Below are 25,073 nucleotides of genomic sequence, written 5' to 3' on the forward strand. Positions count from 1 at the left end.
GCCGGTCGTCCACAGGCAGCAGGCGGGCGGGGCCCGCGCCCGGGTAGGTTCCCGGGCGTGGGCCCCGTCGCTTCGTCCCCGGTCGCCGAGCCTGCCGTGTGCCGGCGGCTCGGCGACCTCCTCGCGCCCCCGCCCCCGGTCCGCCGTCCGCTGCGCGCCCCCGCAGACGTCGGTGGGCGAGCTGCCTGGGACGTGCTGGTGCGCGACGGCGTCCTGGAGGTCGTGCGGGGCGACGCCGCCGTCGCGACCGGCACGCCCCTCACCGCGGCCGACCGCGCCGGCACGCTGACCGGCGTGCCGACGGGCGCCGTCGTCGCCGGCCGCACGGCGGCCTGGGTCCATGCCGGGCGCCGCGTGGGCGACGAGGGCCGGCTGGACCTCACCTACCCGGCCGGCAGCTACCGGCCCACGGTGTGGGGCGCGGGCCTCGTGTGGCAGGCGCCCCTGCTGCGCGACGACGTGGTCGAACGCGCCGGCGTGCGGGTCACCGCCCCGGCACGGACCGTCGTCGACCTCGCGCTGCACCTGGCGCCTGACGACGCGACGCCACGCGTCGTGGCGCTCGTGCGGTGGTGCGGCGTCGACCTCGAGGAGGCGAGCCGCCTGCTGGAGCGCCGGGTACGCGCCGTCGGACGCCCCCGGGCGCGCACCGTCCTCGACCGCGCCCGCGCCGCCCTGGCCGGAGCACTGGGTGCGGCAGCGGGCGCGCTGCCCTAGGTTGAGGCGCATGGCCAAAGCCGCTCCCGCCGTCGAGCTCGACGCCGACGGCCGCGCCGTGCGCGTCTCCAGCCCGGACCGCGAGGTCTTCCCGGCCCTCGGCGGCAGGCCGGCGATCATCAAGCGTGAGCTCGTCGAGTACTTCCTGTCCGTGGGCGACGGCATCCTGGGTGCGCTGCTGCACCGGCCCACGACGCTCGAGCGCTGGCCGAAGGGCTGGTGGCCGGAGGCCGTGATGGCCACACGTGCCGACAACCGCGGCGACGCCTTCTACCAGAAGCGCCTCCCCCAGGGAGCGCCCGACTACGTCGAGACGGCGACCATCGCGTTCCCCAGCGGGCGCACCGCCGACGAGGTCGCCCCCACCGAGCTCGCCGTCGTCGCCTGGGCGGCCAACCTCGGCACCCTCACGTTCCACCCGTGGCCCGTGCGGCGCGACGATGTCGAGGCCGTCGACCAGCTGCGCATCGACCTCGACCCGCAGCCCGGCACCGACTTCGACGACGCGGCCGCCGTCGCGCCGCAGCTGCGGGAGCTGCTCGTCGAGCTGGGCCTCACCGGTTATCCCAAGACCTCCGGCGGGCGGGGCATCCACGTGTTCGTGCCGCTCGCGCCCCGCTGGTCGTTCCAGCAGGCCAGGCGCGCCACCATCGCCATCGGGCGCGAGCTGGAGCGCCGCTTCCCCGACCGGGTCACCACCAAGTGGTGGAAGGAGGAGCGCGGCGAGCGCATCTTCGTCGACTACAACCAGATGGCGCGCGACCGCACGATCGCGTCGGCGTACTCGGTGCGCGCCAACAAGCGCGCCACGGTCTCGACGCCGCTGGAGTGGGACGAGGTCGGCGAGGTCCACCCGGACGACTTCGACGTCACGACCGTGCCGGCGAGGTTCTCCGAGCGGGGCGACCTTTTCGCGGCCCTGCGCGCCGACCGCGACCCCGCGCTCGACTGCTCCCTCGACGCGGCGCTCGCCCTCGCGCGGCGCGACGAGGAGGAGCACGGCCTCGGCGACCTGCCCTATCCCCCGGAGTACCCCAAGCAGCCCGGCGAACCCAAGCGCGTGCAGCCCAGCCGCGACAGGGACCGCCCCCGCACCTGACCGCACGGTGTGAGCATGAGACACGCCCCGTTCGGCGAACCGAACAGGGCGTGTCTCATGCTCACACGATCAACGGCGGGTGTAGCGCAGGAAGACCGACCCGTCGCCGAGCGGCCGGCACTCCGCGCGGTCGAGGTCGGCCCGCATGCCGTCCGGCAGCAGACGCAGACCCGATCCGACGACGTGCGGCACGACGCGCACGGTCATCTCGTCGACCAGCCCGGCCCGCAACGCCTCCGCCGCCGTCGTCGGCCCCGAGATCTCTACGACGCCGTCGGTCGACGCCACGATCTCGGCGAGCCGGTCCGTGGTGAGCCGGGGCTCGAGCGTGGTGCGCGGCGCGTCGACGGCGTCGAGGCTGTCCGAGCAGACGATCTTGTCGATCCCGCGCCAGATCTCGGCGAACTCGTCCGCGGCCTCTCCCTGCCCGCCCGGCCACGCGTCCCAGACGCGCATCGTGGCGAACATGTGCCGGCCCACGACGAACGTCGACACGTCGCGGACGCGGTCGTTGATGAAGGCGTGCACGTCGTCGTCCGGAGCCGACCAGTCGAACCCGCCCTCGGCGTCGGCGACGTAGCCGTCGAGCGAGCAGCTCATCAATCCGTACCTGAGTGTCCCCATGTGCGTGCTGACTCCTCGCCGGGGCGGCACTCATCGCCGCCGGCGCTCAGGCCGTCCCGGGTGCGCCGGGCAGGAGGGCGGCCAGGTCGTAGCCGACCGGCTCGACCAGCTGGTCGTAGGTGCACGAGGCCGGTTCCCGGTCCGGGCGCCAACGCTTGAACTGGGCCGTGTGCCGGAACCGGGCGCCCTCCATGTGGTCGTACCCGACCTCGAGCACGCGCTCGATGCGCAGCGGCGTGAACGACAGGTCCTTGCCCGCGCTCCAGCGGGACTGCGCGCCAGGCCTCCGCTCCCCCGCGCTGCCGTCCGCGACCGCCGGGTCCTGCCAGTCGGCCCACGGGTGCTCGGCCGCCTCGGGGGTGCCGGGCTCGACGGCGAGCGGCGCCAGCTCGTCGTGCAGCGTCGCGCGCCGCGCTGCCGGGAACGACGCCGCGACCCCGACGAACTGCAGCTCCGGGCCGACGCCGCCGTCGCCGCCCTCGTGCGCTCCGTCGTCGTCGCCGTCCCGGTACAGGCCGAGCAGCAGCGACCCGATGAGCGGACGCTCGGGCGTCGACGTCTTGTGCAGCCGGAACCCGGCGAGCACGACGTCGGCCGTGCGGGCGTGCTTGATCTTGAGCATGGCCCGCTTGTTCGGCTGGTAGGGGCCGTCGGCCGGCTTCGCGACGACGCCGTCCAGGCCCGCGCCCTCGAACGCGTCGAACCACTCCCGCGCGACGGCCGGGTCGGTGGTGCGCGGCGTCGCGTGCACCTGCGGGCCGGCCAGACCGAGCCGGTCGAGCGCCTCGAGCCGCTCGGCCAGCGGACGGGCGGTCAGGTCGTCGTCGCCGAGCGCCAGCAGGTCGAAGACGACCAGGCTCGCGGGTGTCTCGGCCGCCAGCATCCGCACGCGTGAGTCGGCCGGGTGGATGCGCTGGCCCAGGGCGTCGAAGTCGAGGTGCGCCGCGCCCACGCCGTCGCCCGGCCGCGCGAGGACGATCTCCCCGTCGACCACGCACCGCTCAGGCAGCGCCGCACGGACCGCGTCCACCACCTCCGGGAAGTAGCGCTGCATCGGGCGGCCGTTGCGCGAGTCGAGGCGCACGTCGTCACCGTCGCGGAAGACGAGCGCACGGAAGCCGTCCCACTTCGGCTCGTAGACCCAGCCCGCCCCGTCGTCGGTCTGGTCCGGCACGCCGGCCACGGAGCGGGCGAGCATGGGCAGGACCGGCGGCTCCAGCGGCAGCGTCATGCAGGCGAACCTACTCCGCGGCCGTCGCCGGCACCTCCGCACCGTGCTCGGCGTCCCGACCGCCTTCCGCGGTCAGCTGCAGCGTCACCGTGACGCGGCCCCGGTCGTCACGCCGCGCGACCGCGTGGCCCGGGCGCACCGCACCGTCCAGCTCGACGGTCGCCGGGCCGCCGTCGCCCAGGAAGTTCCGCCACCACGACTTGGCATCGGACAGGCCGACCGGGATCACCACGACGTCGCCCGAGCGGCGGTAGCCCACCGGGATGCTGAACCGGCGACCCGAGCGGCGGCCGGTGTAGCTGACGATCGTGAGGTAACGACGCACCGGACGGCCCCAGCGCGGCGACGACCGCCACGCGAGCACGCGGGCGTTGAACCGGGTGACGAAACGGCGCGCACGAGGGGTCTGCAAGGACAGCATGGACGTCTCTCCTGGTGTCGGGGATCTGGCGCGGCCCCACGGTAGCCCGCCAACCGGAACGCATCGTCCACTTCCGGCTAGAGTGAGAAGGATGGCCAGGGATCTCTCTCACCAGCGCGGGGACGACGATCACGGACCGCTGCGCTCCGACGCCCGCCAGAACCGCGACCGGATCGTCGAGGCCGCCCGACGCCTGTTCGCAGCACGAGGCGTCGACGTGCCCGTCGCGACCGTCGCACGGCACGCCGGGGTCGGCGTCGCGACGCTCTACCGGAGGTTCCCGACCCGCGAGGCCCTGGTCGAGCAGGCCTTCGCCGAGGAGTTCGCCGCCTGCACGGCGGCCGTGCGCCGGGCGGCGGCCGACCCGGACCCGTGGCAGGGCTTCGCCACGGCCGTCGGTAAGGTGTGCGAGATGCAGTCCGTCGACCGCGGCTTCGGCGCGGCCTTCCTGGCCGCGCTGCCGCAGTCCCCCCACCTGGCGCAGGAGCGCGACCAGGTCTTCGCCGTCCTCGGCGACCTCGTCCGCCGGGCCCAGGCCGCGGGGAGCCTCCGGCCGGACTTCACCCTCGACGACCTCGCCCTCGTGGTCATGGCCAACAGCGGGATCGTCGCGGCGGCACCCGAGGGTGCGCGACGCGCCTCGCGGCGCCTCGTCGGCTACCTGTTGAGCGGGTTCCGGGCGGACGGGCTCGAACCGATTCCGCCGGCCGCCGGGCCCGGCCTGCTCGAGGAGCTCGGCCTGGCGGGACCAGGCGTCGGCGCCGGGACGCTCAGGCGGTCGGCACCGCGGGCACCTCGGCGGCCTTCGTCCCCGTGATCCGGTAGACGTCGAAGACACCGTCCACCTTGCGCACGGCGGTCAGCACCTGCGCCAGGTGCGCAGGCTCCGCCATCTCGAAGACGAACTTCGACATCGCGATCCGGTCCGTCGTCGTGGCGACCGTGGCCGAGAGGATGTTGACGTGGTAGTCGGACAGGACCCGCGTCACGTCCGACAGCAGCCGCGACCGGTCGAGCGCCTCCACCTGGATCTGCACGAGGAACATCGTGTTCGCGCCCGTCGTCCAGCTCACGTCGACGATCCGCTCGGGCTGCGCGTGGCGCAGCTGCTCGGCGTTCGCGCAGTCGGCGCGATGCACGCTCACGCCCGCGCCGCGCGTCACGAAGCCCACGATCCGGTCCCCGGGCACCGGCGTGCAGCACTTGGCCAGCTTCACCCAGATGTCGTCGACACCCTTGACCACGACGCCCGGGTCGCCGGTGCGGCTGCGCCGGGACGGGCGGCCCGGGGCGGCGACCTCGGCCGCGTCCTCCTCGGTGCCCTCCGCCCCGCCGAGCGACTTCACCAGCATCTCGACGACGTGCTGGGCCGACGTGTGCCCCTCGCCCACCGCGGCGTACAGCGCGGACACGTCGGCGTACCGCATGTCGTTCGCCAGCCCGACCAGCGCCTCGTGGCTCAGCAGTCGCTGGATCGGCAGGTGCTGCTTGCGCATCGCCTTGGTGATGGCGTCCTTGCCCTGCTCGATCGCCTCCTCGCGGCGCTCCTTGGTGAACCACTGGCGGATCTTGTTGCGGGCGCGCGGTGACTTGACGAAGGCCAGCCAGTCCCGCGAGGGGCCGGCCGACTCCGCCTTCGACGTGAGGATGTCGACCGTGTCGCCGTTCTGCAGCGGCGAGTCCAGCGGCACGAGCCGGCCGTTCACGCGCGCGCCCATGGTGCGGTGCCCCACCTCGGTGTGCACCGAGTACGCGAAGTCGACCGGCGTCGCGTCGGCGGGCAGGGCCATGACCTCGCCCTTGGGCGTGAAGACGTAGACCTCCGCGCCGCCGATCTCGTACCGCAGCGAGTCGAGGAACTCGCTCGGGTCGGCGGTCTCGCGCTGCCAGTCGACGAGCTGGCGCAGCCACGCCATGTCGTTCTGGCGCGGGTCGTCGGACGGCCCTGCCTTGCCGGCGCGCGCCATCTCCTTGTACTTCCAGTGGGCCGCGACGCCGTACTCCGCGCGACGGTGCATGTCGTGGGTGCGGATCTGGATCTCGACCGGCTTGCCGCCCGGCCCCACGACCGTCGTGTGCAGCGACTGGTACATGTTGAACTTCGGCATCGCGATGTAGTCCTTGAACCGGCCCGGGACCGGGTTCCAGCGCGCGTGCAGCGCGCCGAGCACCGCGTAGCAGTCCCGCACCGTGTCCACGAGGACCCGCGTGCCCACCAGGTCGTAGATCTCCGCGAAGTCGTGCCCGCGGACGATCATCTTCTGGTAGATCGAGTAGTAGTGCTTGGGCCGGCCCGTGACCGTGGCCCGGATCTTCGCGCTGCGCAGGTCCGCGGTGATCTGCTCGCGCACGACCGACAGGTACTCCTCGCGCGCCGGCGCCCGCTCGGCCACCAGGTGCACGATCTCGTCGTAGACCTTGGGGTACAGGGTCTGGAAGGACAGGTCCTCCAGCTCCCACTTGATGGCGTTCATGCCCAGGCGGTGCGCCAGCGGGGCGTAGATCTCCAGCGTCTCGCGCGCCTTGCGCTGCGCCGACGACCCAGAGACGTACTTCCAGGTGCGGGCGTTGTGCAGCCGGTCGGCGAGCTTGATGACCAGCACCCGGATGTCCTTGGCCATCGCGACGACCATCTTGCGGACCGTCTCGGCCTGCGCGGCGTCCCCGTACGTCACCTTGTCGAGCTTGGTGACGCCGTCGACGAGCATGGCGATCTCCTCGCCGTACTCCCGGGTGAGCTCCTCCAGCCCGTACTCGGTGTCCTCCACCGTGTCGTGCAGCAGTGCGGCCGCCAGCGTCGCCCCGTCGAAGCCGAGCTCGGCGAGGATCGTGGCGACGGCCACGGGGTGCGTGATGTACGGGTCACCGGACTTGCGCTCCTGGCCGCGGTGACAGCGCTCGGCCGTGGCGTAGGCGCGCTCCAGCACCGACAGGTCGGACTTCGGATGGTTGGTCCGGACCGCCTGGAGCACCGGCTCCAGGGCGGGCGTCGTCGCGGGGGCGCCGCGGACGCCGAGCCGCACCAGCCGGTTGCGCACCCACAGGCCGGACCCGCCGGGCCGGCCGCCGGACGACGGGGTCTGCTGGGCGGGGCTCTCCGGGCTCGAGGCGCGCGCGACCTTCGTCTCGTCGCTCATCTGCGCCTCCCTCCGCCACCGTGGGGTGCTGGACGTCCGGAACGGCAAGTCTACGACCCTACGCGCAGCAGGGTCTCGACCGTGCGTCCCGTCAGCATGTCGCGCCCGCCGAGGCCTACGAGTTCGAGCAGGAACGCCAGCGCGACCACCCGGCCGCCCGCGCGCTCCACGAGCTGGGCCGCGGCCCGGGCGGTGCCGCCCGTCGCCAGCACGTCGTCGATGAGGAGAACACGCGACCCGGGCTCGAGTGTTCCCGTGCGCAGCTCGATGGCGGCCGACCCGTATTCGAGGTCGTAGTCGACCCGGTCGACGGGAGGCGGCAGCTTGCCCGCCTTGCGCAGTGGGAGGAACCCGACGCCGAGGCGGGTGGCCAGGGGCGCGCCGAGCAGGAACCCGCGCGCCTCCATGCCGGCCACGACGTCGACCTCGCCGTCCAGGACGGGACCGCCGCCCGGCAGGTGCAGGCCGGCGAACGCCTCGATGACGTCCGCCAGCGCAGGGCCGTCCGCGAGCAGCGGCGTGATGTCCCGGAACACGACCGGCGGGTGCGGGTAGTCCGGCACGTCGCGGATCAGCGCGCGGATCTCCGCGGCCCGCCCCTCGCCCAGCCGGGCGAGCGCGTCCAGCGTGATGTCGTCCGCCGGTGTACCAGGACCGGTGGGCGGCGTGCCCGCACCCGGCGCCGCCGGCGCCGGGTGCTGCGGCTCGATGTCCCAGCCCACGCCGGCGTCAGTTCCCGCGGCGGCGGCGCGGCTGGGCTCCGTGGCCCTGGTGCCGGCCGGGGATGAGCTGCGTGGAGCCGGTCGACGCCGCGGCGAGCTCGGCGTCGTGCCCGCCCTCCGCCGCGAGCTGCTCGCGGCCCTCGAGCACCGACCGCGTGTGCGCGGCGATCTTCGGCTCCCGGGTGCGCAGTGCGACGTCGAGCGGGGTCGCGAGGAAGATCGACGACGCCGCGCCGACGGCGATACCGACGAACAGGGAGAGCGACAGGTCGCGCAGCGTGCCCGCGCCGAGGAGGAACGCGCCGACGAAGAGGATGCTCGCGACCGGCAGCAGGGCGACCACGGAGGTGTTGATCGACCGCACGAGCGTCTGGTTGACCGCCAGGTTCGCCCGCTCCTCATAGGTGTTGCGGGTCTGCGTGAAGACGTCGGCGGTGTTCTCGCGCACCTTGTCGAAGACGACCATCTTGTCGTACAGGGAGAAGCCGAGGATCGTCAGGAAGCCGATGACCGTCGACGGGGTGACCTCCCAGCCGATGAGGGAGTAGACCCCCGCAGAGATCAGCAGGTCGCCGAGCATCGCGACGATCGCGGCGACCGACATCCGCCACGCCCGGAAGTAGACGGCCATGAACAGGGCGGCCGCCACGACGAACACGACGGTGCCCCACAGGGCGCGCATCGAGACGCCGGCACCCCAGGTGGGGCCGACGAACGACGTCGTGATCGCGGACTCCTCCACGCCGTAGGCGTCGGCGAGACCCGTGACGAGCTCCGCCTCCTGCGCGTCGTCGACCTGCTCCGTCTGGACGCGGACCGAGTCGCCGCCGATGACCGCGACGCGCGGCTCGTCGTCCGGCAGCACGTCGTGCACGGCGTCCACCGCGGGCTGCTGGTCGGTCGTCGAGGTGCCGGCGACCGTGAACTCGGAGCCACCGCGGAAGTCGATGCCGAGCGTGAGGCCCCGCGTCGCCAGGATGAGGATCGACGCGATCGCGAGCACCCCGACGATCGTGAACCAGCGCTTGCGGCGCTGCACGATCGGGTACGAACGGCGGCCGGTGTACAGGTCGTTGCCCCACTGGGCGAAGTTGATGCCGGCCATCACCGGTTCTCCTCGTTCTCGTCGGCCGTGGCAGGCTCGGCGGCCGCGGGATCGTCGGGTGCGCGCCCGTCGGGATCGGGGTCACCGGCGGGCTCGCCGGCGGCAGAGGCCGCCTTGCGCTCCGCCGCCCGGCGCTCGGCGATGGTCAGGCGTCGACCCGAGGTGTCGGTCGCGGCTGCGGACGATGCCGCGCCGACCGACGCGGTGACGCCCACGGGCTCGTCCGCCGTCGTCGACACCTCCCCGGTCGCGGCCCCGGCTCCGGCCGGTGCGGCGCCCGACGGCGCGGGCGCGCCGACGGTCGCGGGCTCGGGCATCCGCACCCGGCCTGCTCCCGCGTAGCGCGGGCCGCTGCCGATGCGCAGCCGGTCGGGCGAGAGCCCGGACCACTTGTGCCCGTCGCGGAAGAACGGCATCCGCGTGAGCACCTCCATCATCGGGTGGGTGAACCAGAACACGACCATGACGTCGATGATCGTGGTCAGACCGGTGGTGAACGCGAAGCCCTGGACCCCGCCCACGGCGAGGAAGTACAGGATGATCGCGGAGATGAAGGTGACGGACTTGGCCGCCAGCACCGTGCGGCGGGCACGGGTCCACCCGCGCTCGACCGCGTAGGACAACGTGCGGCCGTCGCGCACCTCGTCGCGGATGCGTTCGAAGTAGACGATGAACGAGTCCGCGGTGAAGCCGATCGCGACGATGAGGCCCGCGACGCCGGCCAGGGAGAGCTTGTAGCCCATCGTCCAGGACAGGATCGCGATCGCGAGGTAGGTGATCGTGCCCGCGACGACCAGCGAGCCGACGGTCAGCAGGCCGAGCATGCGGTACTGGAAGAGCGAGTACACGACCACCAGCGCGAGGCCGATGAGGCCGGCGATCAGGCCGTTGCGCAGCTGCTCGGAGCCGAGGGTCGCGGAGATCTGCTCCTGGCTCTCCACCTCGAACGCGATCGGCAGGGCACCGAAGCTCAGCTGGTTCGCCAGCGTCGCGGCCGACTCCCGCGTGAAGCTGCCCGAGATCTGGGCCTGGCCGTTGGTGATCGGGTTCTCCACCTGCGGGGCGGAGACGACGAGGCCGTCGAGCACGATCGCGAACTGGTCGCGCGGCGGCTCGAGGGTGATGAGCCGCTCGGTGGTCTCGCGGAACTCCGCGGCGCCCTCGTCGTCGAAGTCGAGGGTGACGCCCCACTCGTTGGTGACCGTGCCGTTGGGGCCGGCCATCAGGCCGGAGCTGGCCGACGAGATGTGCGTGCCGTCGATCTCCATCGGCCCGAGGACGTACTTCAGCGTGCCGTCCTCGGCGCAGGTGACGAGCACCGCGTTCGGGTCGTCGCCGCCGCCGCCGGTGAGGTTCGCCGGGTCGGTGCAGTCCAGCGCGTCGAACTCGGCCTGGACCTCGGGCGTGATCTGCGCGAGGTCGCTGGGGTCGGTCGCCGCGGCGTCGCCGCCCTCGGCGGGCTCCTCGGTCGCCGCCGGCGACGGGTCGTCGGTGGCGCCCTCCGTGGCCGTCGCCGTCGCGGCCGGGGTCGGGTCGTTCGCCGCCGGGGCCGGGACCGCCGAACCCGCGCCCTTGCCGTTGGGGCTGGTGTCCGTCTCGTCGGCCGCGCCCTCGTCAGGCGCGCCCTCGTCGGCCGCACCCTCCTCGGCCGCGCCCTCCTCGGCGGGGGCGCTCGGCGAGGCGCTGGGCTCGGGGGTCGGCGTGCCCATGGCGTACGTCAGCACGGGCCGGAAGCGCATCTGCGCGGGCTGCGAGACCAGGTCGATCGTGGCCTGGTCGACCTCGCCGGGGATGCCGACGACGATCTGGTTCGACCCCTGGCTGGTGATCTCGGCCTCGGTGACGCCCGAGGAGTCGATGCGCTGCCGGATGACGTTGATCGACTCCGAGACCGTCTCGTCCGTGACCTCCGACCCGTCGGTGGACGTCGGTGTCAGGACGATCTGCGTGCCGCCCTGGAGGTCCAGGGCCAGCCCTGGGGCGAAGCTCGCGCCGTCGGGGTTGTCCGCCGACTTCGGGTCGAAGAACACCCCCGCGCCGAGCACCAGGAACGGAACGACGATCGTCAGGATCGTGAAGACCACGAGGGTGCGTACCGGACGCGACCGCTTCGTGCGTGAGTCAGCCAACTTCAGTCTCTTCCCGTGTGCGCGACGGCGCTGGGCCGACGCGTGAGGGCGCCGGCCGGGTCACCCCGACCGGCGCGGTGTCAGGCGGGCGGACGATGCCCGCCCTCGCGTACCGCTGTCGAACTACTGCTTGGAGTCGGTCTCGCCGTCCTGACGACGCTGCTGCTCGCGGTACTCCCGCTGGGCGGTGTCCAGGCTGGACAGATCGTCAGGGACGTCGACGTGATCGTCGCCGGGGGTGATCGTACCGGTCCCGGCGGGCGCAGCTGTGACGTCGGTCTCGCCGTCGGCCGCGACGGCCTCCTCGGGGGTCTCCTCGACCGGGGTGTCGACGCGCTTGGCGATCGCCGCGCGGAGCCAACGGGTCCGGGTGCCGGGGGTGGACTCGACGGTCACCGTGTCGGTCGCCTCGTCGATCTCCACGACCGTCCCGAACAGCCCCGAGCCCGTCATGACCTCCTGACCCGGCGCGAGCTCCGAGCGGAACTCCTGCTGCTTGCGCTGCTGCTTGCGGGACCGCGAGCTCATGAAGAACATGAGGCCGGCGAGCACCACGAAGAGGATGAGAAGTGTCGGATCCACGGAGCGTCCTTGTCTGTCGCTGCCCGCCTGTCGTCGGTCGACAGCCGGGCTTCGGGGCACGCCGGTCGGCGCACCAGGCACAGGTCGTGTGCGTACGGGCCCAACGAGCGTCTCGCCCGCCGAGTTCCGGCCCCGCCCTCCTGTGGCCGGGACCACCTCAGTCTAGGTGCTGGGCTCCCCGCTCGGGCCCATCCCCGGCCCCGCGCTCGGAGCGGGGTCGAAGAGGGACCCCGTCGCCGGTGCGCCCCACGCCCCCGGCGGCGGCTCGATCCCGAGGTGCTGCCACGCCGCCGACGTCGCCACGCGGCCGCGCGGCGTGCGGGCGACCAGCCCCTCCCGGACGAGATAGGGCTCGGCCACCGTCTCGACGGTCTCGGGCTCCTCGCCGACCGTCATGGCTAGGGTGCTCAGCCCGACCGGCCCGCCCGCGAAGCGCCGGCACAGCGCGCCCAGGACGGCGCGGTCGAGACGGTCGAGGCCGATCGGGTCGACCTCGTACACCTCGAGGGCGGCGCGCGCGGCACGCAGGTCGAGCACGCCGTCACCCCGCACCTGGGCCCAGTCGCGCACGCGGCGCAGCAGCCGGTTGGCGATGCGGGGCGTGCCGCGCGAGCGCCCGGCGATCTCGTGCGCCGCGCCGTGCTCGATCTGGACGCCGAGCAGCCCGGCGGAGCGCAGGATCACGCGCTCCAGCTCGGACGCGTCGTAGAAGTCGAGGTGCCCCGTGAAGCCGAACCGGTCGCGCAGCGGCGCCGGGAGCAGGCCGGATCGCGTGGTCGCGCCGACCACCGTGAAGGGCGGCAGCGCGAGCGGGATGGCGCTGGCACCCGCCCCCTTGCCGACGACGACGTCGACCCGGAAGTCCTCCATCGCCACGTACAGCAGCTCCTCGGCGGGCCGCGCGAGGCGGTGGATCTCGTCGATGAAGAGCACCTCGCCCTCCTCGAGCGAGGAGAGCACCGCGGCGAGGTCGCCCGCGTGCTGGATCGCGGGGCCGCTGGTGACCCGCAGCGACGTGCCGAGCTCGGCCGAGATGATCATGGCCAGCGTCGTCTTGCCGAGGCCGGGCGGGCCCGAGAGCAGCACGTGGTCGGGCGCGGCGTCCCGGGCGAGCGCGGCCTGCAGCACGAGGGAGAGCTGGTCGCGCACGACCTGCTGCCCCACGAACTCGTCGAGCCTCTTGGGCCGCAGCGCGGCCTCGGCGGCCCGCTCGATCTCGTCGGCACCCGCGGTCACGAGTCGCTCGCCCCCGTACTCCGGCGCCTGCCCCGGGTCCGACGGGTCAACCACGGCGGCCCCCCAGCGTGCGCAGCGCGGCCCGGAGCGTCGCCGCGACGTCGACCGTGCCCCCGTCGCGGCCGCCCGGGTCGGAGTCGCCCGGCCCGTCGCCCGCCGCCTCGGCGAGCACGCGGTCCACGGCGTCCTGCGCGACCTTGGGCGCCCAGCCCAGGCCGACGAGCGCCTCGACCACCTGGCCGCGCCCGTCGGCGTCGGCCGGCGCGGCGGGAGTGGACGACGACGCGCCGCCTGCCGCGCCCGACGGCGCCCCGAGCTTGCCCGACAGCTCCAGCACGAGGCGCTGCGCGCTCTTGGGGCCGACGCCCGGCACCCGGCGCAGCGCGGCGGTGTCGTCGGAGTCGACGGCGCGGCGCAGCGAGTCCGGGGTCAGCACCGCGAGCATCGCCAGCGCGATCCGCGGCCCGACGCCCGACACCGACTGCGCGGTCTCGAAGACCTCGCGCTCGTCGGCGTCGGCGAACCCGTAGACGGTCATCGAGTCCTCGCGCACCACGAGCGTGGTGTGCAGCAGGGCGCGCTCCCCCACCCGCAGCGCCGCCAGGGTGCCGGGGGTGGCGTGCACGAGGTAGCCCACCCCGCCGACGTCCAGCACGGCCCGCTCCAGGGTCACGTGCGCGACCGTGCCGGTCAGGGAGGCGATCACCGCTGGTCCTTTCCGTCGAACACCTTCGGGATTCGTCGAACACCCGTACGAGGCGTCACTGTAACAACCGCTGCCGACACTCCGGCCCGCGACACCGGGCGGGTCGTCGACCCAGGGGGCACCCGGCCCGGCGTCCCCGGCGACGCCGTGCGACGTGGCCGTCAGCGGCGGGCCGCCCGCGACGGGGCGCCGCGGTGCGTCGCCCTGCGCGCCGACTGCTCGGCCTCGGCCCAGGCACGCTGGGCCGGGGTCAGCTCGTGCCGCTCGCCGCCCTGCACCGCGCCGGTGGGCCGCCACAGGTGGGTGACCGCCAGGGCGAGGGCGTCGGCTGCGTCAGCCGGCCGCGGCAGGTCGTCGAGGCCGAGGATGCGCGCGATCATGCGCTGCACCTGCTCCTTGCCGGCCCGACCGGACCCGGTCACGGCGGCCTTGACCTCGCTCGGCGTGTGCATCGCCACCGGGACGCCGCGGCGGGCCGCGGCCACCATCGCGAGCCCGGCGACCTGCGCGGTCCCCATCACCGTCCCGAGGTTGTGCTGGGCGAAGACCCGCTCGACGGCGACGACGTCGGGCACGTGCCGGTCGAGCCACGTCTCCAGCGCGTCGGCGATCTCCAGCAGCCGCAGGTCGACGCTGTGGGCGGGGTCGCTGCCCACCACGCCCACGTCGACGAGCCGGGCGCGCCGGCCCGGCATCGAGTCGACGACGCCGACGCCGCACCGGGTCAGACCCGGGTCCACCCCCAGCACACGCACGTCGTCACCTTCTCACGGAGATCCCCCGACTCCCCGGAGGCGGCAACGAGCGTGCTTGCTCGATCCTCGAACCACCGTCTGAGGGTCGTGCGAGCACGCTCGTTGCGCGGGTCGGAGGAGGGTCACTCCTCGTTGATTCTCGTGGTCCGCCCGAGCCTGCACTCCGTTGCGGGCGGGTGCCTCGTCCCCTCAGCCCCCACCCTTCACTGCGCTACGGCTCAGTCGTCCAGCGCCGCCATGACCTCGTCGGAGGCGTCGAAGTTCGCGTAGACGTTCTGCACGTCGTCGCTGTCCTCGAGCGCGTCGATGAGGCGCAGGATCTTGCGCGCGCCCTCGACGTCCACCTCGACCTCCATGGACGGGTGCCACACGGAGTCGGCGGAGTCGTACTCGATGCCGGCCTCCTGGATGGCCGTGCGCACGGCGACCAGGTCGGTGGCCTCGCTCAGGACCTCGATGACCTCGCCCTCGTCGCTCACGTCCTCCGCACCGGCGTCGAGGGCGGCGAGCATCACGTCGTCCTCGGTCACGCCGTCGGCCTTGGGCACCACGACGAGCCCCTTGCGGGAGAACAGGTACGACACCGAACCCGGGTCGGCGAGGTTGCCGCCGTTGCGGGAGAACGCCAGACGCACCTCGGAGGCGGCGCGGTTCTTGTTGTCGGTGAGGCACTCGACCAGGACCGCGACGCCGTTCGCGCCGTAGCCCTCGTACATGATCGTCTGGTAGTCGACGGCGTCGGCGCCCTCGCCGGAGCCGCGCTTGAGGGCGCGGTCGATGTTGTCGTTGGGGACCGACGACTTCTTCGCCTTCTGGATGGCGTCGAACAGCGTGGGGTTGCCCGCGGGGTCGCCCCCGCCGACTCGCGCGGCGACCTCGATGTTCTTGATCAGCTTCGCGAAGAGCTTGCCACGCTTGGCGTCGATCGCCGCCTTCTTGTGCTTGGTCGTGGCCCACTTGGAGTGACCGGACATGACCTACCTGGCTCCTTCGCGATTGCTTTCCTCGACCATCCGGACGAACAGGGTGTGCACCCGCGACTCCCCGGTGATCTCCGGGTGGAACGCGGTGGCGAGCAGTCGTCCGGCACGTGCTGCGACGATCTTACCGGCGGCGTCGCCGACCGCCGCCCCGTCCGCCCAGCGGTCGGGGATGCGGGCCAGCACCTCGACCTCCGGCCCCGCGCTCTCGATCCACGGGGCCCGGATGAACGCGGTGCGCACCGGCCGCCCGCCCGGCCCGTCGGAGACCCCCGCCATGTCGAGGTCCGCCTCGAACGAGTCGACCTGACGGCCGAACGCGTTGCGCCGCACGACGACGTCCATCCCACCCAGCGTGCGCTGTCCGTCGATCCCGCCCTCGATGCGGTCCGCGAGCAGGATCATGCCGGCGCACGAGCCGTAGACCGGCAGCCCGGCGCGGATCGCGGCCCGCAGCGGGTCGGCGAGGTCGAAGATCCGCAACAGCTTGTCGATCGTCGTCGACTCGCCTCCCGGCAGCACGAGGCCGTCGACGGCGTCGAGCTCCGTGGGCCGGCGCACCGGCACCGCCCGGGCCCCCGAGGCCACCAGCGCCGCGGCGTGCTCGCGCACGTCGCCCTGCAGGGCGAGCACGCCGACGGTCGCGGTCACGGAGCGTCGCCCGGGGTCTCGACGGGCTCGGCCGCCGGACGTGGCTCGAGCTCCTCCGGGTCGGACGGCTCGTCGTGCGTGTCGGACGCCGAAGCCTGCGGTTCCGCTGCGGCCGGGTGCCTCGTTCCTCGGCCCCCAACCTCCGCTGCACCTTCGTCTTCGTCGTCGTACTGCGTGCCTAGGTGGCGGACAACGCCGTCCCACCCGCCCGCGAGCGCGTCGACGACGTCGGGCAGGGCCGTCGGGAACACCTCGCGCGTCTCGGCCCGCAGCTGTGCCGTCGTCAGCCACCGCATCTCGTCCAGGACGTCCCGCTCGACGTCGGTCCACCCGGCGTCGGTCGGGGCGTGGCCGCCGTCGACGCGGGCCAGGAAGAACACCTCGTCCTGGCGGCACGTCTCGGCGAAGAACCGGAAGATCCCCGCGCGGGTCAGCACCGGGCCCACGAGGTCCTCGGACGCCAGCTCCAGGCCGGCCTCCTCGCGCAGCTCGCGCAGCGCGGCGTCGACCTCGGTCTCGCCCGCGTCGATGCCGCCGCCGACGGTGAACCACCACGAGCGCTCGGGCTCGTCGGCGTCGTGCCCGCGCACGAGGAGCACGCGGTCGGTCTCGTCGAGCAGGATCACGCGCGCGGCGCGGCGATGCCGCAGCCCGTCCGGTCCCCTCACCCAGTCGTCGCCGAGGGCGGGGCTCACCAGCCCCGCTCCGCCAGGTGCACAGGCGCCGGCTCGGCCTCGGCGTTCATGCCGTGGTCCACGATTGACGAACCCCGGAGATTCGCCGTGTCGGAGGTGGTGTCTGCATGCATGCGGCCAAGGTTAGTCCGGTGCGCAGCTCCCCTGCCGGCGCCACGTCTTCACCGGCAACGCGCGTCGAGAGCCCGGCGTCGAGGAGCCTGCGGATGCGCGTCGTGGGTTCGGACGAGGTCCTGGATCCGGGCGATCAGCATGCGGGCAGTCGATCGAACCTCCTGACGAAGCATCAAAGGGCGGCTCGGTTCAATGGCGAGGTTTGAGCCCTTTGGTCGGGATGGCGGTGAGTGGATCTTCCGGCCATGGATGGCGGGGGTAGCGGGCTCGCAGGTCGGCTCGGACCTGGGGATAGCCCTGCTTCCAGAAGGAGGCGAGATCGCTCGTGATCCCGACCGGGCGCCGTGCGGGTGACAACAGGTGCAGAACGACCGGTACACGACCGTCCGCGACGGCGGGAGTGGCAGTCCAGCCGAATACCTCCTGCAGCTTCACTGCGAGGACTGGCGGCTCGACACCGTCGTACATGAGCCGGACCTCGGAGCCCGTCGGGACCCGGAGCCGTTCCGGTGCGAGCTCGCCGAACCGGGCTGCTGCCGGCCACGGCAGCAGTCGCCGGAGCGCCGAAGCCACGTCGATGCGTGCAAGGTCGCGCGAGCCGCGCACCGAGGCGAGCTCGGTGCCCAGCCATCCGTCGAGATCGGCCAGCAGTGCGTCGTCGTCGACGGCGGGCCACGGGGCGCCGAGGTGGGCGTGACAGAACGCGAGCCGCTCCCGCAGGGCGAGCGCGGCCTCCGACCAGCGCAGTACCGACAGGCCGCTGCGCCGGATACCGTCGCGGACGGCGGCTTGGACGAGCAGCGGGTCGGGCTTTGCCAGCGGGTCGTCGCCCAGCACGATCGCGCCGAGCGCCACGACGCGCCGCGTCACGATCCGGCCGTCGTCCCAGCGAATCTGGTCGGTGGTCGAGACGAGGTCGCCTGCGACGTCTCGCGCGGTCTGCTCGTCGATCGGCGCCGCGGAACGGATCCTGGCGTCGGCGCGACCGGGTCCTCTGTCAGCGACCGCGATCGCCAGCCAGGTCGAGGTCCGCAACGGCGACTGCGGATCCAGGGCAGCACCCGTGCCACCGGACATCTGGTACGTCGCCGAGTCGGTCCCGCGAGCCCGCGCGATCCGATCCGGATACGCCAGACCCACCATGATCCCCGCCGCAAGATCATCCGGTACTCCGCGCGTCCCCCGGTCAGCCGGCACACCCGACGGGTCCCCGGTCGCCGTACCGCGGCCGAGGCGCTTTGCCTCTTCCCGCCAGCGGGCCGTGGCTCCGCGGTCCTCGCCACGGCGCAGGGCTCGCCAGCGGGCCGGCAGATCATCGCCGGAACCCCGGCCGGAGTCGTCCGAGAGCATGGCGACGACCTCGCGTGCGCGGTCGACGCCGACCCGCGGCGACCCGTCCAGCAACGCTCGAGCAAGGCGAGGGTGCGCCCCGATCGCCGCCATCCGCCGGCCCCGCTCGGTGATCCGGCCGTCTTCGTCGATGGCATCGAAGCGGCGCAGCAGCTTGGTGGCCGCGGTCATCGCCGGCGCCGGCGGTGCGTCGAGCAAGGTCAGTCCGTCACCAGCAGGAGCACCCCACGCCGCGAGGTCGAGGGCGAAGGTTGCCAGATCGGCGATCGCGATCTCCGGAGCCGCATGTTCGTCAAGACGAGCGTGGTCGGTGGCAGACCAGCACCGATAGACCCGGCCAGGCGCCTCCCGCCCGGCCCGACCCGCTCGCTGGTCGGCCGACGATCTCGAGACCCGGCAGGTGACCAGCGCACCGAGGCCACGGGACTGATCGGTCCGCGGCTCCCGGGCAAGACCCGAGTCGACCACGACCCTGACCCCGGGCACGGTCAGCGAGCTCTCCGCGACCGACGTCGTGACCACGATCCGCCGGGTGGCGGACGGCGCCAGGGCGCGATCCTGCTCGGCCCTCGACTGGCGGCCGAACAACGGCAGGACGTTCTCACCCGCCAGCCGGCGAGAAACACCGTTGATCTCGCCCTCCCCCGGGACGAACACGAGGATGTCGCCTAGGTTCTCGGTCATCCCGCGCCGGACGACGGCCGCGACGTGGTCCAGCAGGCGCGGGTCGACCCGCCCGCCGGGCAGCAGCGGCGTGGGGACCGGTGGTGGGGCCCACTCGACCGCGACGTCGAACAGTGCGGCGGACGCTGTGATCACGGGCGCCGGAACATCGGTGCCCAGTGCGCGGCTCAGCTTGACCGTGTCCGCCGTGGCCGAGGTCGCGACGATCGCCAGGTCCTCCCGGAGGTTCGCCCGGATGTCGACGCAGAGCGCGAGCAGAAGATCGGCGTCGAGGTGCCGCTCGTGGCACTCGTCGATCACTATCGCGGCGACACCCGGCAGCTCCGGGTCCTGCTGCAGACGCCGCACGAGGAGACCCGTCGTCACCACCTCGACCCGGAGTCCTTTGCCGCCGCTGCGTTCACCACGCATCGCGTAGCCGATCCGCTGCCCGAGCGGTTCGCCGACCAGCATTGCCAGCCGGGTCGCGGCCGCGCGGGTCGCCATCCTTCGCGGCTCGGCGACGATGATCGTTCCCCCGAGCGCGTCGACCAGCGCGAGCGGCAACAGCGAGGTCTTCCCCGACCCGGGCGGCGCGACCAGCACCGCGGTACCGCGCGACCGCACCGCGTCGACCGTGGCAGGTAGCACCGCCCGCACAGGCAGGTCCGCCCCGGGCACCGACGACTCAGGCAGCAGCACGCCCCGACAGTAACCGACCACCACACCGTCGATCCGCTGCTCTGCTTCGCCTGGGGGCTCCGCGCCGGCCTGCACCCGCTGCGGTGGATCGATGCGCGCTGGACACCCGCCCCGCGGACGATCTGCGGGGGTCTACATGCGCGGGGAGGGGCCCCGCAGACACGATGTCCGCGGGGCCCGTCCGTCAGTCACGCGAGCGAGCGGTCACCAACCACGCTCAGCCAGGCGCACGGGCGCCGGCTCGGCCTCGACGTTGAGCCCCACCATCGCCTCGCCGAGGCCGCGGGAGACCTTCGCGAGCACGTCCGGGTCGTCGTGGAACGTGGTGGCCTGGACGATCGCCTTGGCCCGCGCGACCGGGTCGCCGGACTTGAAGATGCCCGAGCCCACGAACACGCCCTCGGCGCCCAGCTGCATCATCATCGCGGCGTCGGCCGGTGTGGCGATACCGCCGGCGGTGAACAGGACGACGGGGAGCTTGCCCGTGCGCGCGACCTCCGCCACCAGCTCGTACGGCGCCTGGAGCTCCTTGGCCGCCACGAACAGCTCGTCGGGGGCCAGGGACGTCAGGCGGCTGATCTGCGCGCGGATCTGCCGCATGTGCGTGGTCGCGTTCGACACGTCGCCGGTGCCGGCCTCGCCCTTGGACCGGATCATCGCCGCGCCCTCGGTGATGCGCCGCAGCGCCTCGCCCAGGTTGGTGGCGCCGCACACGAACGGCACGGTGAAGGCCCACTTGTCGATGTGGTTCGCGTAGTCGGCGGGGGTCAGCACCTCGGACTCGTCGACGTAGTCGACGCCGAGCGCCTGCAGCACCTGCGCCTCCACGAAGTGCCCGATGCGCGCCTTCGCCATCACCGGGATCGAGACGGCCTCGATGATGCCGTCGATCATGTCCGGGTCGCTCATGCGCGACACCCCGCCCTGGGCGCGGATGTCCGCCGGGACCCGCTCGAGCGCCATGACCGCGACCGCGCCGGCGTCCTCGGCGACCTTGGCCTGCTCCGGCGTGACGACGTCCATGATGACGCCGCCCTTGAGCATCTCGGCCATGCCCCGCTTGACGCGGGCGGTGCCCACCTCGCCGGTCCCGGCGCCTACGGTGTTCCCGGTGGTCTCGCTCAACTGTCGCCTCGCTCGTGTCCGCGGCGTGACCGGTGTCACGCACCCTCTGCCATCCTACGTTCGCCGCGCGACCGGCGGGGCCGTCGTCCCGCGGTCGTACCGCCGTCGTACCGTCGTCGTACCGTCGGAGCCCGCCGTCCTCAGGACTGGCCGAGGCCCTCGGGCATCTGGTCGTCGAGCTCGACCGTGTGCGGCACCCCGGCGCGCCCCGTGAGGTGCAGGAGGCGCACGTACCAGGTGCGGCGCGCCCGCTGCGCCTGGGCGACGGCCTCGTTGTGGAACCGGCGGGCGAGCTGAGCCCGGTACCACGCGGCCGCGAGCGCGCCCACCAGCTCGTCGCCGTCGGCCGTGCCCCGCAGGGAGTGGACGAAGTCGTCGTCGCCGAGCGCGGAGCGCAGGACCGCGGAGAGCTCGCTCTCGGCCCGCTCGCGGGTCGCGCCCAGCCCCTCCAGGGCGAGCTCGGCGCCCGGTGCGGGCGGGGCCTCGTCCTCCACGACGGCGAACGCCGTGTCCGCGACGAGCACCGCGCCCGCCGGGTCGAGCAGGCCCGACGCCGCGAGGTCGAGCGCGGTCCCGGCCCGGCGGGCCAGCTGGGCCTGGAGCGCGATCCGCGACGCCACCACCTTGCGGTGCAGCCGGTCCAGCCGGGAGGCGGAGAGCCAGGCCAGCCACACCACGACGGCCGCCACGACGAGCACCACCAGGGCGAGCTCGGACCATGCCAACGACAGGTTCACGCGCCCTCACCTCCGCCGGGCCGGCGGCCGCGGAGCCACCCGACCCGCTCGTCTCCGCGCAGTGAGACGCCGCCGTCCATCGCGTCGCCCGCGGCGACCGCCATCTCGTACACGGCCAGCACCTGCTGCGTCACGGCCGACCAGTCGAACCGCCGCACGAACGCGCTCGCGCACGCCTTCCGCTCGGCCGTGCCCTCCGGGTCGTCGAGCGCCGCGAGCAGGGCGCGCGCCAGGTCCTCCGGCTCGCCGGTGCGGAACAGCCGACCCGCCGCGCCGTCGTCGAGCACCCGCCGGAACGCGCCCAGGTCGCTCGCGACCACGCCCGCGCCGGCGCTCATCGCCTCGACCAGCACGATGCCGAAGCTCTCGCCGCCGGTCTGCGGCGCCACGTACAGGTCGGCGGACGCGAGCAGGGACGCCTTCTCGGAGTCGCTGATGCCGCCGAGGAACTCGAACGACCCAGAGCGCGGGCCGAGGGCGCCGATCGCGGCGTCGCGGCCGGCGTCGCCGCGGCCTGCCACCAGGAACCGCGCCCCCGGGAATGTCTCGAGCACGCGCGGCGCGGCGGCGGCGAGCACCTCGAGGCCCTTGCGCGGCTCGTCCAGGCGGCCCAGGAACGCGATCGTCGGCGCCTCGGGCGTGCCGCGCCACCGCTCGTCGGGCTGCGCGCGGTCGAACTCGTCGACGTACACCCCGTTGGGGATGACGACGGCGTCGCCGCCCACGTGGTCGATCAGCGTGCGGCGCGCGTCCTCCGACACGGCGATGCGGCCGGCGATCTTCTCGAGCGACTGGCGCAGCAGCGGGAACGCCACCTGCAGCGCCCGCGAGCGCTCCTGCGAGGTGTGGAACGTCGCCACGACCGGAGCCTCCGCGAGCCACAGCGCCAGCATCGACAGGCTCGGCACCATCGGCTCGTGCAGGTGCAGGACGTCGAAGTCGCCCGCCTCGAGCCACCGCCGCACCCGCGTGGCCGCCCGCGGCCCGAAGGTCAGCCGCGCGACGGAGCCGTTGTAGCGCACCGCCACGGCCCGGCCGGCCGAGGTGACCACGTCGGGCACCGGGGTGTCCTCGTCCGCCGGGGCCAGCACGGAGACCTCGTGGCCCAGCCGCTGCAGCGCCTGCGCGAGGTCGCGGACGTGGAACTGCACGCCGCCGGGGGCGTCGAAGGAGTACGGGCAGACGATGCCCACCCGCAGGGGCCGGCCGGTCCCGCTCTCGGACGGCGGGCCGGGCGTCGGGCCGGTGGCGGTCATGGCGCTCATGCCTCCCCCGCCTCGACCCGCGTGCGCCCGTACCGCTCGGCGTCGAGGTCGTCGACGAACACCCGCTGCAGCATGTGCCAGTCCTCCGTGCTCTCCGTCAGCGCCCTCCCGATCGTGTCGACCCAGCCCTGCGTCATCGCCGCGGCCTGCGCGCGCCGGTCGGGCTTGCCGGCGCCGTTGGTCAGCGCGGGAGCCTCGACCACCGGACAGAAGCGCAGCACGACCCCCCACGAGGTGCCCGCCGCCCGCTTCCGGGCGCCGGTGAGGCGCTCGTACCTGATCCCGACGGGCACGAGCGGCACCTTCGCGGTGAGCGCGAGCATCGCCGGGCCGGCCGCCACCCGGGCGCGGTGCCCGCACAGGTCGACCTCGAGGCCGCGCGCGGTGAGGTCCCGGTCGGCGAGCAGCGGCACGATGACGCCGCCCGCGGCGGCGCCGCGCACCAGGTTGCGGAAGACGTCGTGGTCGCCGAGCGGCAGCGCCTCGATGCCGATGGAGCGGCGGAACGCGACGAACTCCTGGAACAGCTCCTCGGGCTCGAGCCGCTCCGCCACGGTGAGCACCGGGGCGATGTGCCGGGACGCCCAGGCGCCCGCGAGGTCCCAGTTGCCGAGGTGCGCCAGCGCGAGCGACGCGCCCCGGCCCGCGCGCACGTGCGGCTCGAGGTTCTCCTCGTAGCCCTCGGTCCGCACCCGCGCGTCGATCTGCTCCGGCGTCGCGCCCTGCAGGGTGAACGCCTCCCGGAAGTACCGCATGTAGGAGCGCATGCCGGCGCGGGTCAGGCGGCGCAGGGCGGGGCCGTCCAGGTCGGGGCGCACCCGCGCGTAGTTGGCCTCCAGCCGGCGCACCCCCGAGGTCCGGCACAACCAGGTGACGTCCGCGACGGCCGTGAACGCCGCCCGCAGCACGGGCTCGGGGATCTTCGGGGCGTGCCGCCACGCGAACGTGTAGAACCCCGCGGTATCGAGCGAAAGGCCGGCCATCACGCCTCCGGGTCCGGGGTGCCGCCGCCCGCGCCCACGCCGACGAGCTGGCGCCGCACGGTGACGACACGCTGGACGACGGTGACGGCGCTCGCGACGGCGAGCAGGGTCAGCACGACGACAGTCACGAGCTCCGGCAGCCCCACCTGCGTGAACGCGACCGCGACGAGCGCCACGACCAGTCGGTCGGTGCGCTCCGCGATGCCGACGGCGGCCGTCGCGCCCACGCTCTCGGCGCGGGCACGGGCGTACGGCACGACGGCGCCGAGCGCCAGGCAGGCCAGCGACGCGACCGCGCCCCACGTCGCGTACGGCACGTCGGGGTGCAGCACGAACCACAGCGTGATCCCGACGAACACGGCGCCGTCGGAGACCCGGTCCAGCGTCGAGTCGAGGAACGCGCCCCACGGCCCGGTGCGCCCCGAGGTGCGCGCCATGACGCCGTCGAGGGAGTCGGCGAGCGCGAACAGGCCGATGAGGACGCCGCCGAGCAGCACGTGGCCGGTGGGCAGCAGCGTGAGGGCGAGGACGCTGACGACCACCGTCCCGGCGATGGTCACGGCGTCCGGGGAGACTCCCCACCGGAGGAGGACGCGCGCCAGCGGCGCCCAGAACCCCTGCATGGCGCCGCGGAGGCCGGAGAACATCAGGCGTCCCCCTCGCCATCGTGGGCCGGGTCGTCGGCCAGGTCGTCGGCCGGGTCGCCCGCCGGGTCGCCGGCCGGGTTCTCGGACCAGGCCGCGGCGACGCGTGCCCGGGTGTCGGCGAGCAGCTCCGGCAGCGCCTTGGTGCGGCCGACCACCGGCAGGAAGTTGGAGTCGCCGAGCCAGCGCGGCACGACGTGCTGGTGCAGGTGCGCGGCGATCCCCGCGCCGGCGACCTCGCCCTGGTTCATGCCGAGGTTGAAGCCGGCCGGGGCGTACGCGCGCCGCAACGCGCCCATCGCCTGCTGCGTCATCGCCGCGAGCTCCGCCGTCTCGCTCACCGTGAGCTCCGGGTAGTCGGACACGTGCCGGTAGGGCAGCACCATGAGGTGCCCGGAGTTGTACGGGTAGAGGTTGAGCACGGCGTAGCACTCGCGCCCGCGGGCGACGACGAGACCGGATTCGTCGTCGCCCGCCGGGATGCGGCAGAACGGGCACCGCGCCTCCGAGCCGTCGGCGGGCTTGTCCTGCCCGCCGATGTACACCATGCGGTGCGGCGTCCACAGCCGCTGGACGTCGTCGGTCCGAGGGCCGAAGTCGGTGGCGGGCACGTCGACGGGGCCTGCCGGGGCGCCGGCGGCGGGCTCGCCGCCGGGCCCCGGGGCGCGGCTGGGCTCGGAGTGCGGACTGCCGGCCATGC

The 25,073-nt window shown here is 73.8% G+C and carries 24 protein-coding genes; 3 read left to right on the forward strand and 21 right to left on the reverse strand.

Annotation, left to right across the window (positions count from 1 at the left end; genetic code table 11):
* Nucleotides 1-57: 57 nt before the first annotated feature.
* Both ABD254_RS17620 and ABD254_RS17625 read left to right on the forward strand, forming a co-directional pair.
* On the forward strand, nt 58-717 hold the full coding sequence (locus ABD254_RS17620) for a hypothetical protein (RefSeq protein WP_344249954.1): 660 nt from the start codon (nt 58-60) through the stop codon (nt 715-717).
* Nucleotides 718-727: 10 nt separating this feature from the next.
* Nucleotides 728-1,816, forward strand: a complete 1,089-nt coding sequence (locus ABD254_RS17625) for a DNA polymerase domain-containing protein (RefSeq protein ID WP_344249955.1) — start codon at nt 728-730, stop codon at nt 1,814-1,816.
* A gap of 69 nt (nt 1,817-1,885) precedes the next feature.
* Here the strand turns inward: ABD254_RS17625 and ABD254_RS17630 are convergent, their stop codons facing one another.
* The 3 genes from ABD254_RS17630 to ABD254_RS17640 all read right to left on the reverse strand — a co-directional run bounded on the left by ABD254_RS17630 (nt 1,886) and on the right by ABD254_RS17640 (nt 4,092).
* On the reverse strand, nt 1,886-2,416 hold the full coding sequence (locus ABD254_RS17630; RefSeq protein ID WP_344249956.1) for a dihydrofolate reductase family protein: 531 nt from the start codon (nt 2,414-2,416) through the stop codon (nt 1,886-1,888).
* A gap of 70 nt (nt 2,417-2,486) precedes the next feature.
* Nucleotides 2,487-3,671: an ATP-dependent DNA ligase gene (locus tag ABD254_RS17635; RefSeq protein WP_344249957.1), complete on the reverse strand. Its 1,185-nt coding sequence runs from the start codon at nt 3,669-3,671 to the stop codon at nt 2,487-2,489.
* A gap of 10 nt (nt 3,672-3,681) precedes the next feature.
* Entirely contained in the window at nt 3,682-4,092 is a 411-nt protein-coding gene (locus ABD254_RS17640; protein ID WP_344249958.1) for a hypothetical protein, read from the reverse strand.
* A gap of 91 nt (nt 4,093-4,183) precedes the next feature.
* On the opposite strand from ABD254_RS17640, the gene ABD254_RS17645 reads away from it, so the two are divergent.
* Entirely contained in the window at nt 4,184-4,909 is a 726-nt protein-coding gene (locus ABD254_RS17645) for a TetR/AcrR family transcriptional regulator (protein WP_344249959.1), read from the forward strand.
* Here ABD254_RS17645 and ABD254_RS17650 read toward each other — a convergent pair.
* The 18 genes from ABD254_RS17650 to ABD254_RS17735 form a co-directional block, all read right to left on the reverse strand.
* Entirely contained in the window at nt 4,863-7,229 is a 2,367-nt protein-coding gene (locus ABD254_RS17650) for a RelA/SpoT family protein (RefSeq protein WP_344249960.1), read from the reverse strand. The genes ABD254_RS17645 and ABD254_RS17650 overlap by 47 nt on opposite strands.
* A gap of 50 nt (nt 7,230-7,279) precedes the next feature.
* Complete coding sequence (locus tag ABD254_RS17655; protein ID WP_344250084.1) at nt 7,280-7,861, reverse strand: adenine phosphoribosyltransferase; 582 nt, start codon at nt 7,859-7,861, stop codon at nt 7,280-7,282.
* 97 nt (nt 7,862-7,958) lie between these two features.
* Nucleotides 7,959-9,056, reverse strand: coding sequence for a protein translocase subunit SecF (gene secF / locus ABD254_RS17660; RefSeq protein ID WP_344249962.1), 1,098 nt, complete (start codon nt 9,054-9,056; stop codon nt 7,959-7,961).
* Nucleotides 9,056-11,185 (reverse strand): protein translocase subunit SecD, encoded by a 2,130-nt coding sequence (secD, locus tag ABD254_RS17665; protein WP_344249964.1) that lies wholly within the window; start codon nt 11,183-11,185, stop codon nt 9,056-9,058. The genes secF and secD overlap by 1 nt, the downstream gene beginning before the upstream one ends.
* 123 nt (nt 11,186-11,308) lie before the next feature.
* Nucleotides 11,309-11,767 carry a preprotein translocase subunit YajC gene (yajC, locus tag ABD254_RS17670; RefSeq protein ID WP_344249966.1) on the reverse strand — a complete coding sequence of 153 codons (459 nt, stop codon included), beginning with the start codon at nt 11,765-11,767 and terminating at the stop codon, nt 11,309-11,311.
* A 162-nt stretch (nt 11,768-11,929) separates the two neighbouring features.
* The gene (gene ruvB / locus ABD254_RS17675; RefSeq protein ID WP_344249968.1) at nt 11,930-13,057 is read right to left on the reverse strand and encodes a Holliday junction branch migration DNA helicase RuvB; all 1,128 of its coding nucleotides are present in this window, start codon (nt 13,055-13,057) and stop codon (nt 11,930-11,932) included.
* On the reverse strand, nt 13,050-13,709 hold the full coding sequence (ruvA, locus tag ABD254_RS17680) for a Holliday junction branch migration protein RuvA (RefSeq protein WP_344249970.1): 660 nt from the start codon (nt 13,707-13,709) through the stop codon (nt 13,050-13,052). The genes ruvB and ruvA overlap by 8 nt, the downstream gene beginning before the upstream one ends.
* A gap of 161 nt (nt 13,710-13,870) precedes the next feature.
* Nucleotides 13,871-14,464, reverse strand: a complete 594-nt coding sequence (ruvC, locus tag ABD254_RS17685; protein ID WP_344249972.1) for a crossover junction endodeoxyribonuclease RuvC — start codon at nt 14,462-14,464, stop codon at nt 13,871-13,873.
* A gap of 218 nt (nt 14,465-14,682) precedes the next feature.
* A complete protein-coding gene (locus ABD254_RS17690; protein WP_344249974.1) occupies nt 14,683-15,438 on the reverse strand; it encodes a YebC/PmpR family DNA-binding transcriptional regulator in 756 nt (251 codons plus the stop codon).
* A gap of 3 nt (nt 15,439-15,441) precedes the next feature.
* On the reverse strand, nt 15,442-16,095 hold the full coding sequence (gene pdxT, locus ABD254_RS17695) for a pyridoxal 5'-phosphate synthase glutaminase subunit PdxT (protein WP_344249976.1): 654 nt from the start codon (nt 16,093-16,095) through the stop codon (nt 15,442-15,444).
* Nucleotides 16,092-16,790: an NUDIX hydrolase gene (locus tag ABD254_RS17700; protein ID WP_344249978.1), complete on the reverse strand. Its 699-nt coding sequence runs from the start codon at nt 16,788-16,790 to the stop codon at nt 16,092-16,094. Before ABD254_RS17700 ends, pdxT begins: the two co-directional genes overlap by 4 nt.
* Before the next feature lie 303 nt (nt 16,791-17,093).
* Nucleotides 17,094-19,619, reverse strand: a complete 2,526-nt coding sequence (hrpB, locus tag ABD254_RS17705; RefSeq protein WP_344249980.1) for an ATP-dependent helicase HrpB — start codon at nt 19,617-19,619, stop codon at nt 17,094-17,096.
* Between the two features lie 204 nt (nt 19,620-19,823).
* Nucleotides 19,824-20,744: a pyridoxal 5'-phosphate synthase lyase subunit PdxS gene (pdxS, locus tag ABD254_RS17710; protein WP_344249982.1), complete on the reverse strand. Its 921-nt coding sequence runs from the start codon at nt 20,742-20,744 to the stop codon at nt 19,824-19,826.
* Between the two features lie 140 nt (nt 20,745-20,884).
* A complete protein-coding gene (locus tag ABD254_RS17715) occupies nt 20,885-21,481 on the reverse strand; it encodes a hypothetical protein (RefSeq protein ID WP_344249984.1) in 597 nt (198 codons plus the stop codon).
* Nucleotides 21,478-22,737, reverse strand: a complete 1,260-nt coding sequence (locus tag ABD254_RS17720) for a glycosyltransferase family 4 protein (protein WP_425553854.1) — start codon at nt 22,735-22,737, stop codon at nt 21,478-21,480. The genes ABD254_RS17715 and ABD254_RS17720 overlap by 4 nt, the downstream gene beginning before the upstream one ends.
* 5 nt (nt 22,738-22,742) lie before the next feature.
* Entirely contained in the window at nt 22,743-23,729 is a 987-nt protein-coding gene (locus ABD254_RS17725; protein ID WP_344249986.1) for a phosphatidylinositol mannoside acyltransferase, read from the reverse strand.
* The gene (gene pgsA / locus ABD254_RS17730) at nt 23,729-24,376 is read right to left on the reverse strand and encodes a phosphatidylinositol phosphate synthase (protein ID WP_344249987.1); all 648 of its coding nucleotides are present in this window, start codon (nt 24,374-24,376) and stop codon (nt 23,729-23,731) included. The genes ABD254_RS17725 and pgsA overlap by 1 nt, the downstream gene beginning before the upstream one ends.
* A complete protein-coding gene (locus tag ABD254_RS17735) occupies nt 24,376-25,071 on the reverse strand; it encodes an HIT family protein (RefSeq protein ID WP_344249989.1) in 696 nt (231 codons plus the stop codon). Before ABD254_RS17735 ends, pgsA begins: the two co-directional genes overlap by 1 nt.
* Between the last annotated feature and the right edge of the window lie 2 nt (nt 25,072-25,073).

Origin of the sequence: Isoptericola hypogeus, assembly GCF_039531145.1 — a bacterium.
GTDB lineage: Bacteria > Actinomycetota > Actinomycetes > Actinomycetales > Cellulomonadaceae > Isoptericola > Isoptericola hypogeus.

Excerpts from the sequence above, each read along its gene's own strand:
- ABD254_RS17650 (WP_344249960.1), bottom strand. The coding sequence starts at position 7,229 with ATGAGCGACGAGACGAAGGTCGCGCGCGCCTCGAGCCCGGAGAGCCCC.
- ABD254_RS17690 (WP_344249974.1), bottom strand. The coding sequence starts at position 15,438 with ATGTCCGGTCACTCCAAGTGGGCCACGACCAAGCACAAGAAGGCGGCG.
- ABD254_RS17720 (WP_425553854.1), bottom strand. The coding sequence starts at position 22,737 with ATGACCGCCACCGGCCCGACGCCCGGCCCGCCGTCCGAGAGCGGGACC.
- ABD254_RS17630 (WP_344249956.1), bottom strand. The coding sequence starts at position 2,416 with ATGAGCTGCTCGCTCGACGGCTACGTCGCCGACGCCGAGGGCGGGTTC.
- pgsA (WP_344249987.1), bottom strand. The coding sequence starts at position 24,376 with ATGTTCTCCGGCCTCCGCGGCGCCATGCAGGGGTTCTGGGCGCCGCTG.
- secF (WP_344249962.1), bottom strand. The coding sequence starts at position 9,056 with ATGGCCGGCATCAACTTCGCCCAGTGGGGCAACGACCTGTACACCGGC.
- ABD254_RS17635 (WP_344249957.1), bottom strand. The coding sequence starts at position 3,671 with ATGACGCTGCCGCTGGAGCCGCCGGTCCTGCCCATGCTCGCCCGCTCC.
- ABD254_RS17625 (WP_344249955.1), top strand. The coding sequence starts at position 728 with ATGGCCAAAGCCGCTCCCGCCGTCGAGCTCGACGCCGACGGCCGCGCC.
- ABD254_RS17725 (WP_344249986.1), bottom strand. The coding sequence starts at position 23,729 with ATGGCCGGCCTTTCGCTCGATACCGCGGGGTTCTACACGTTCGCGTGG.
- ABD254_RS17645 (WP_344249959.1), top strand. The coding sequence starts at position 4,184 with ATGGCCAGGGATCTCTCTCACCAGCGCGGGGACGACGATCACGGACCG.
- ABD254_RS17735 (WP_344249989.1), bottom strand. The coding sequence starts at position 25,071 with ATGGCCGGCAGTCCGCACTCCGAGCCCAGCCGCGCCCCGGGGCCCGGC.
- ABD254_RS17640 (WP_344249958.1), bottom strand. The coding sequence starts at position 4,092 with ATGCTGTCCTTGCAGACCCCTCGTGCGCGCCGTTTCGTCACCCGGTTC.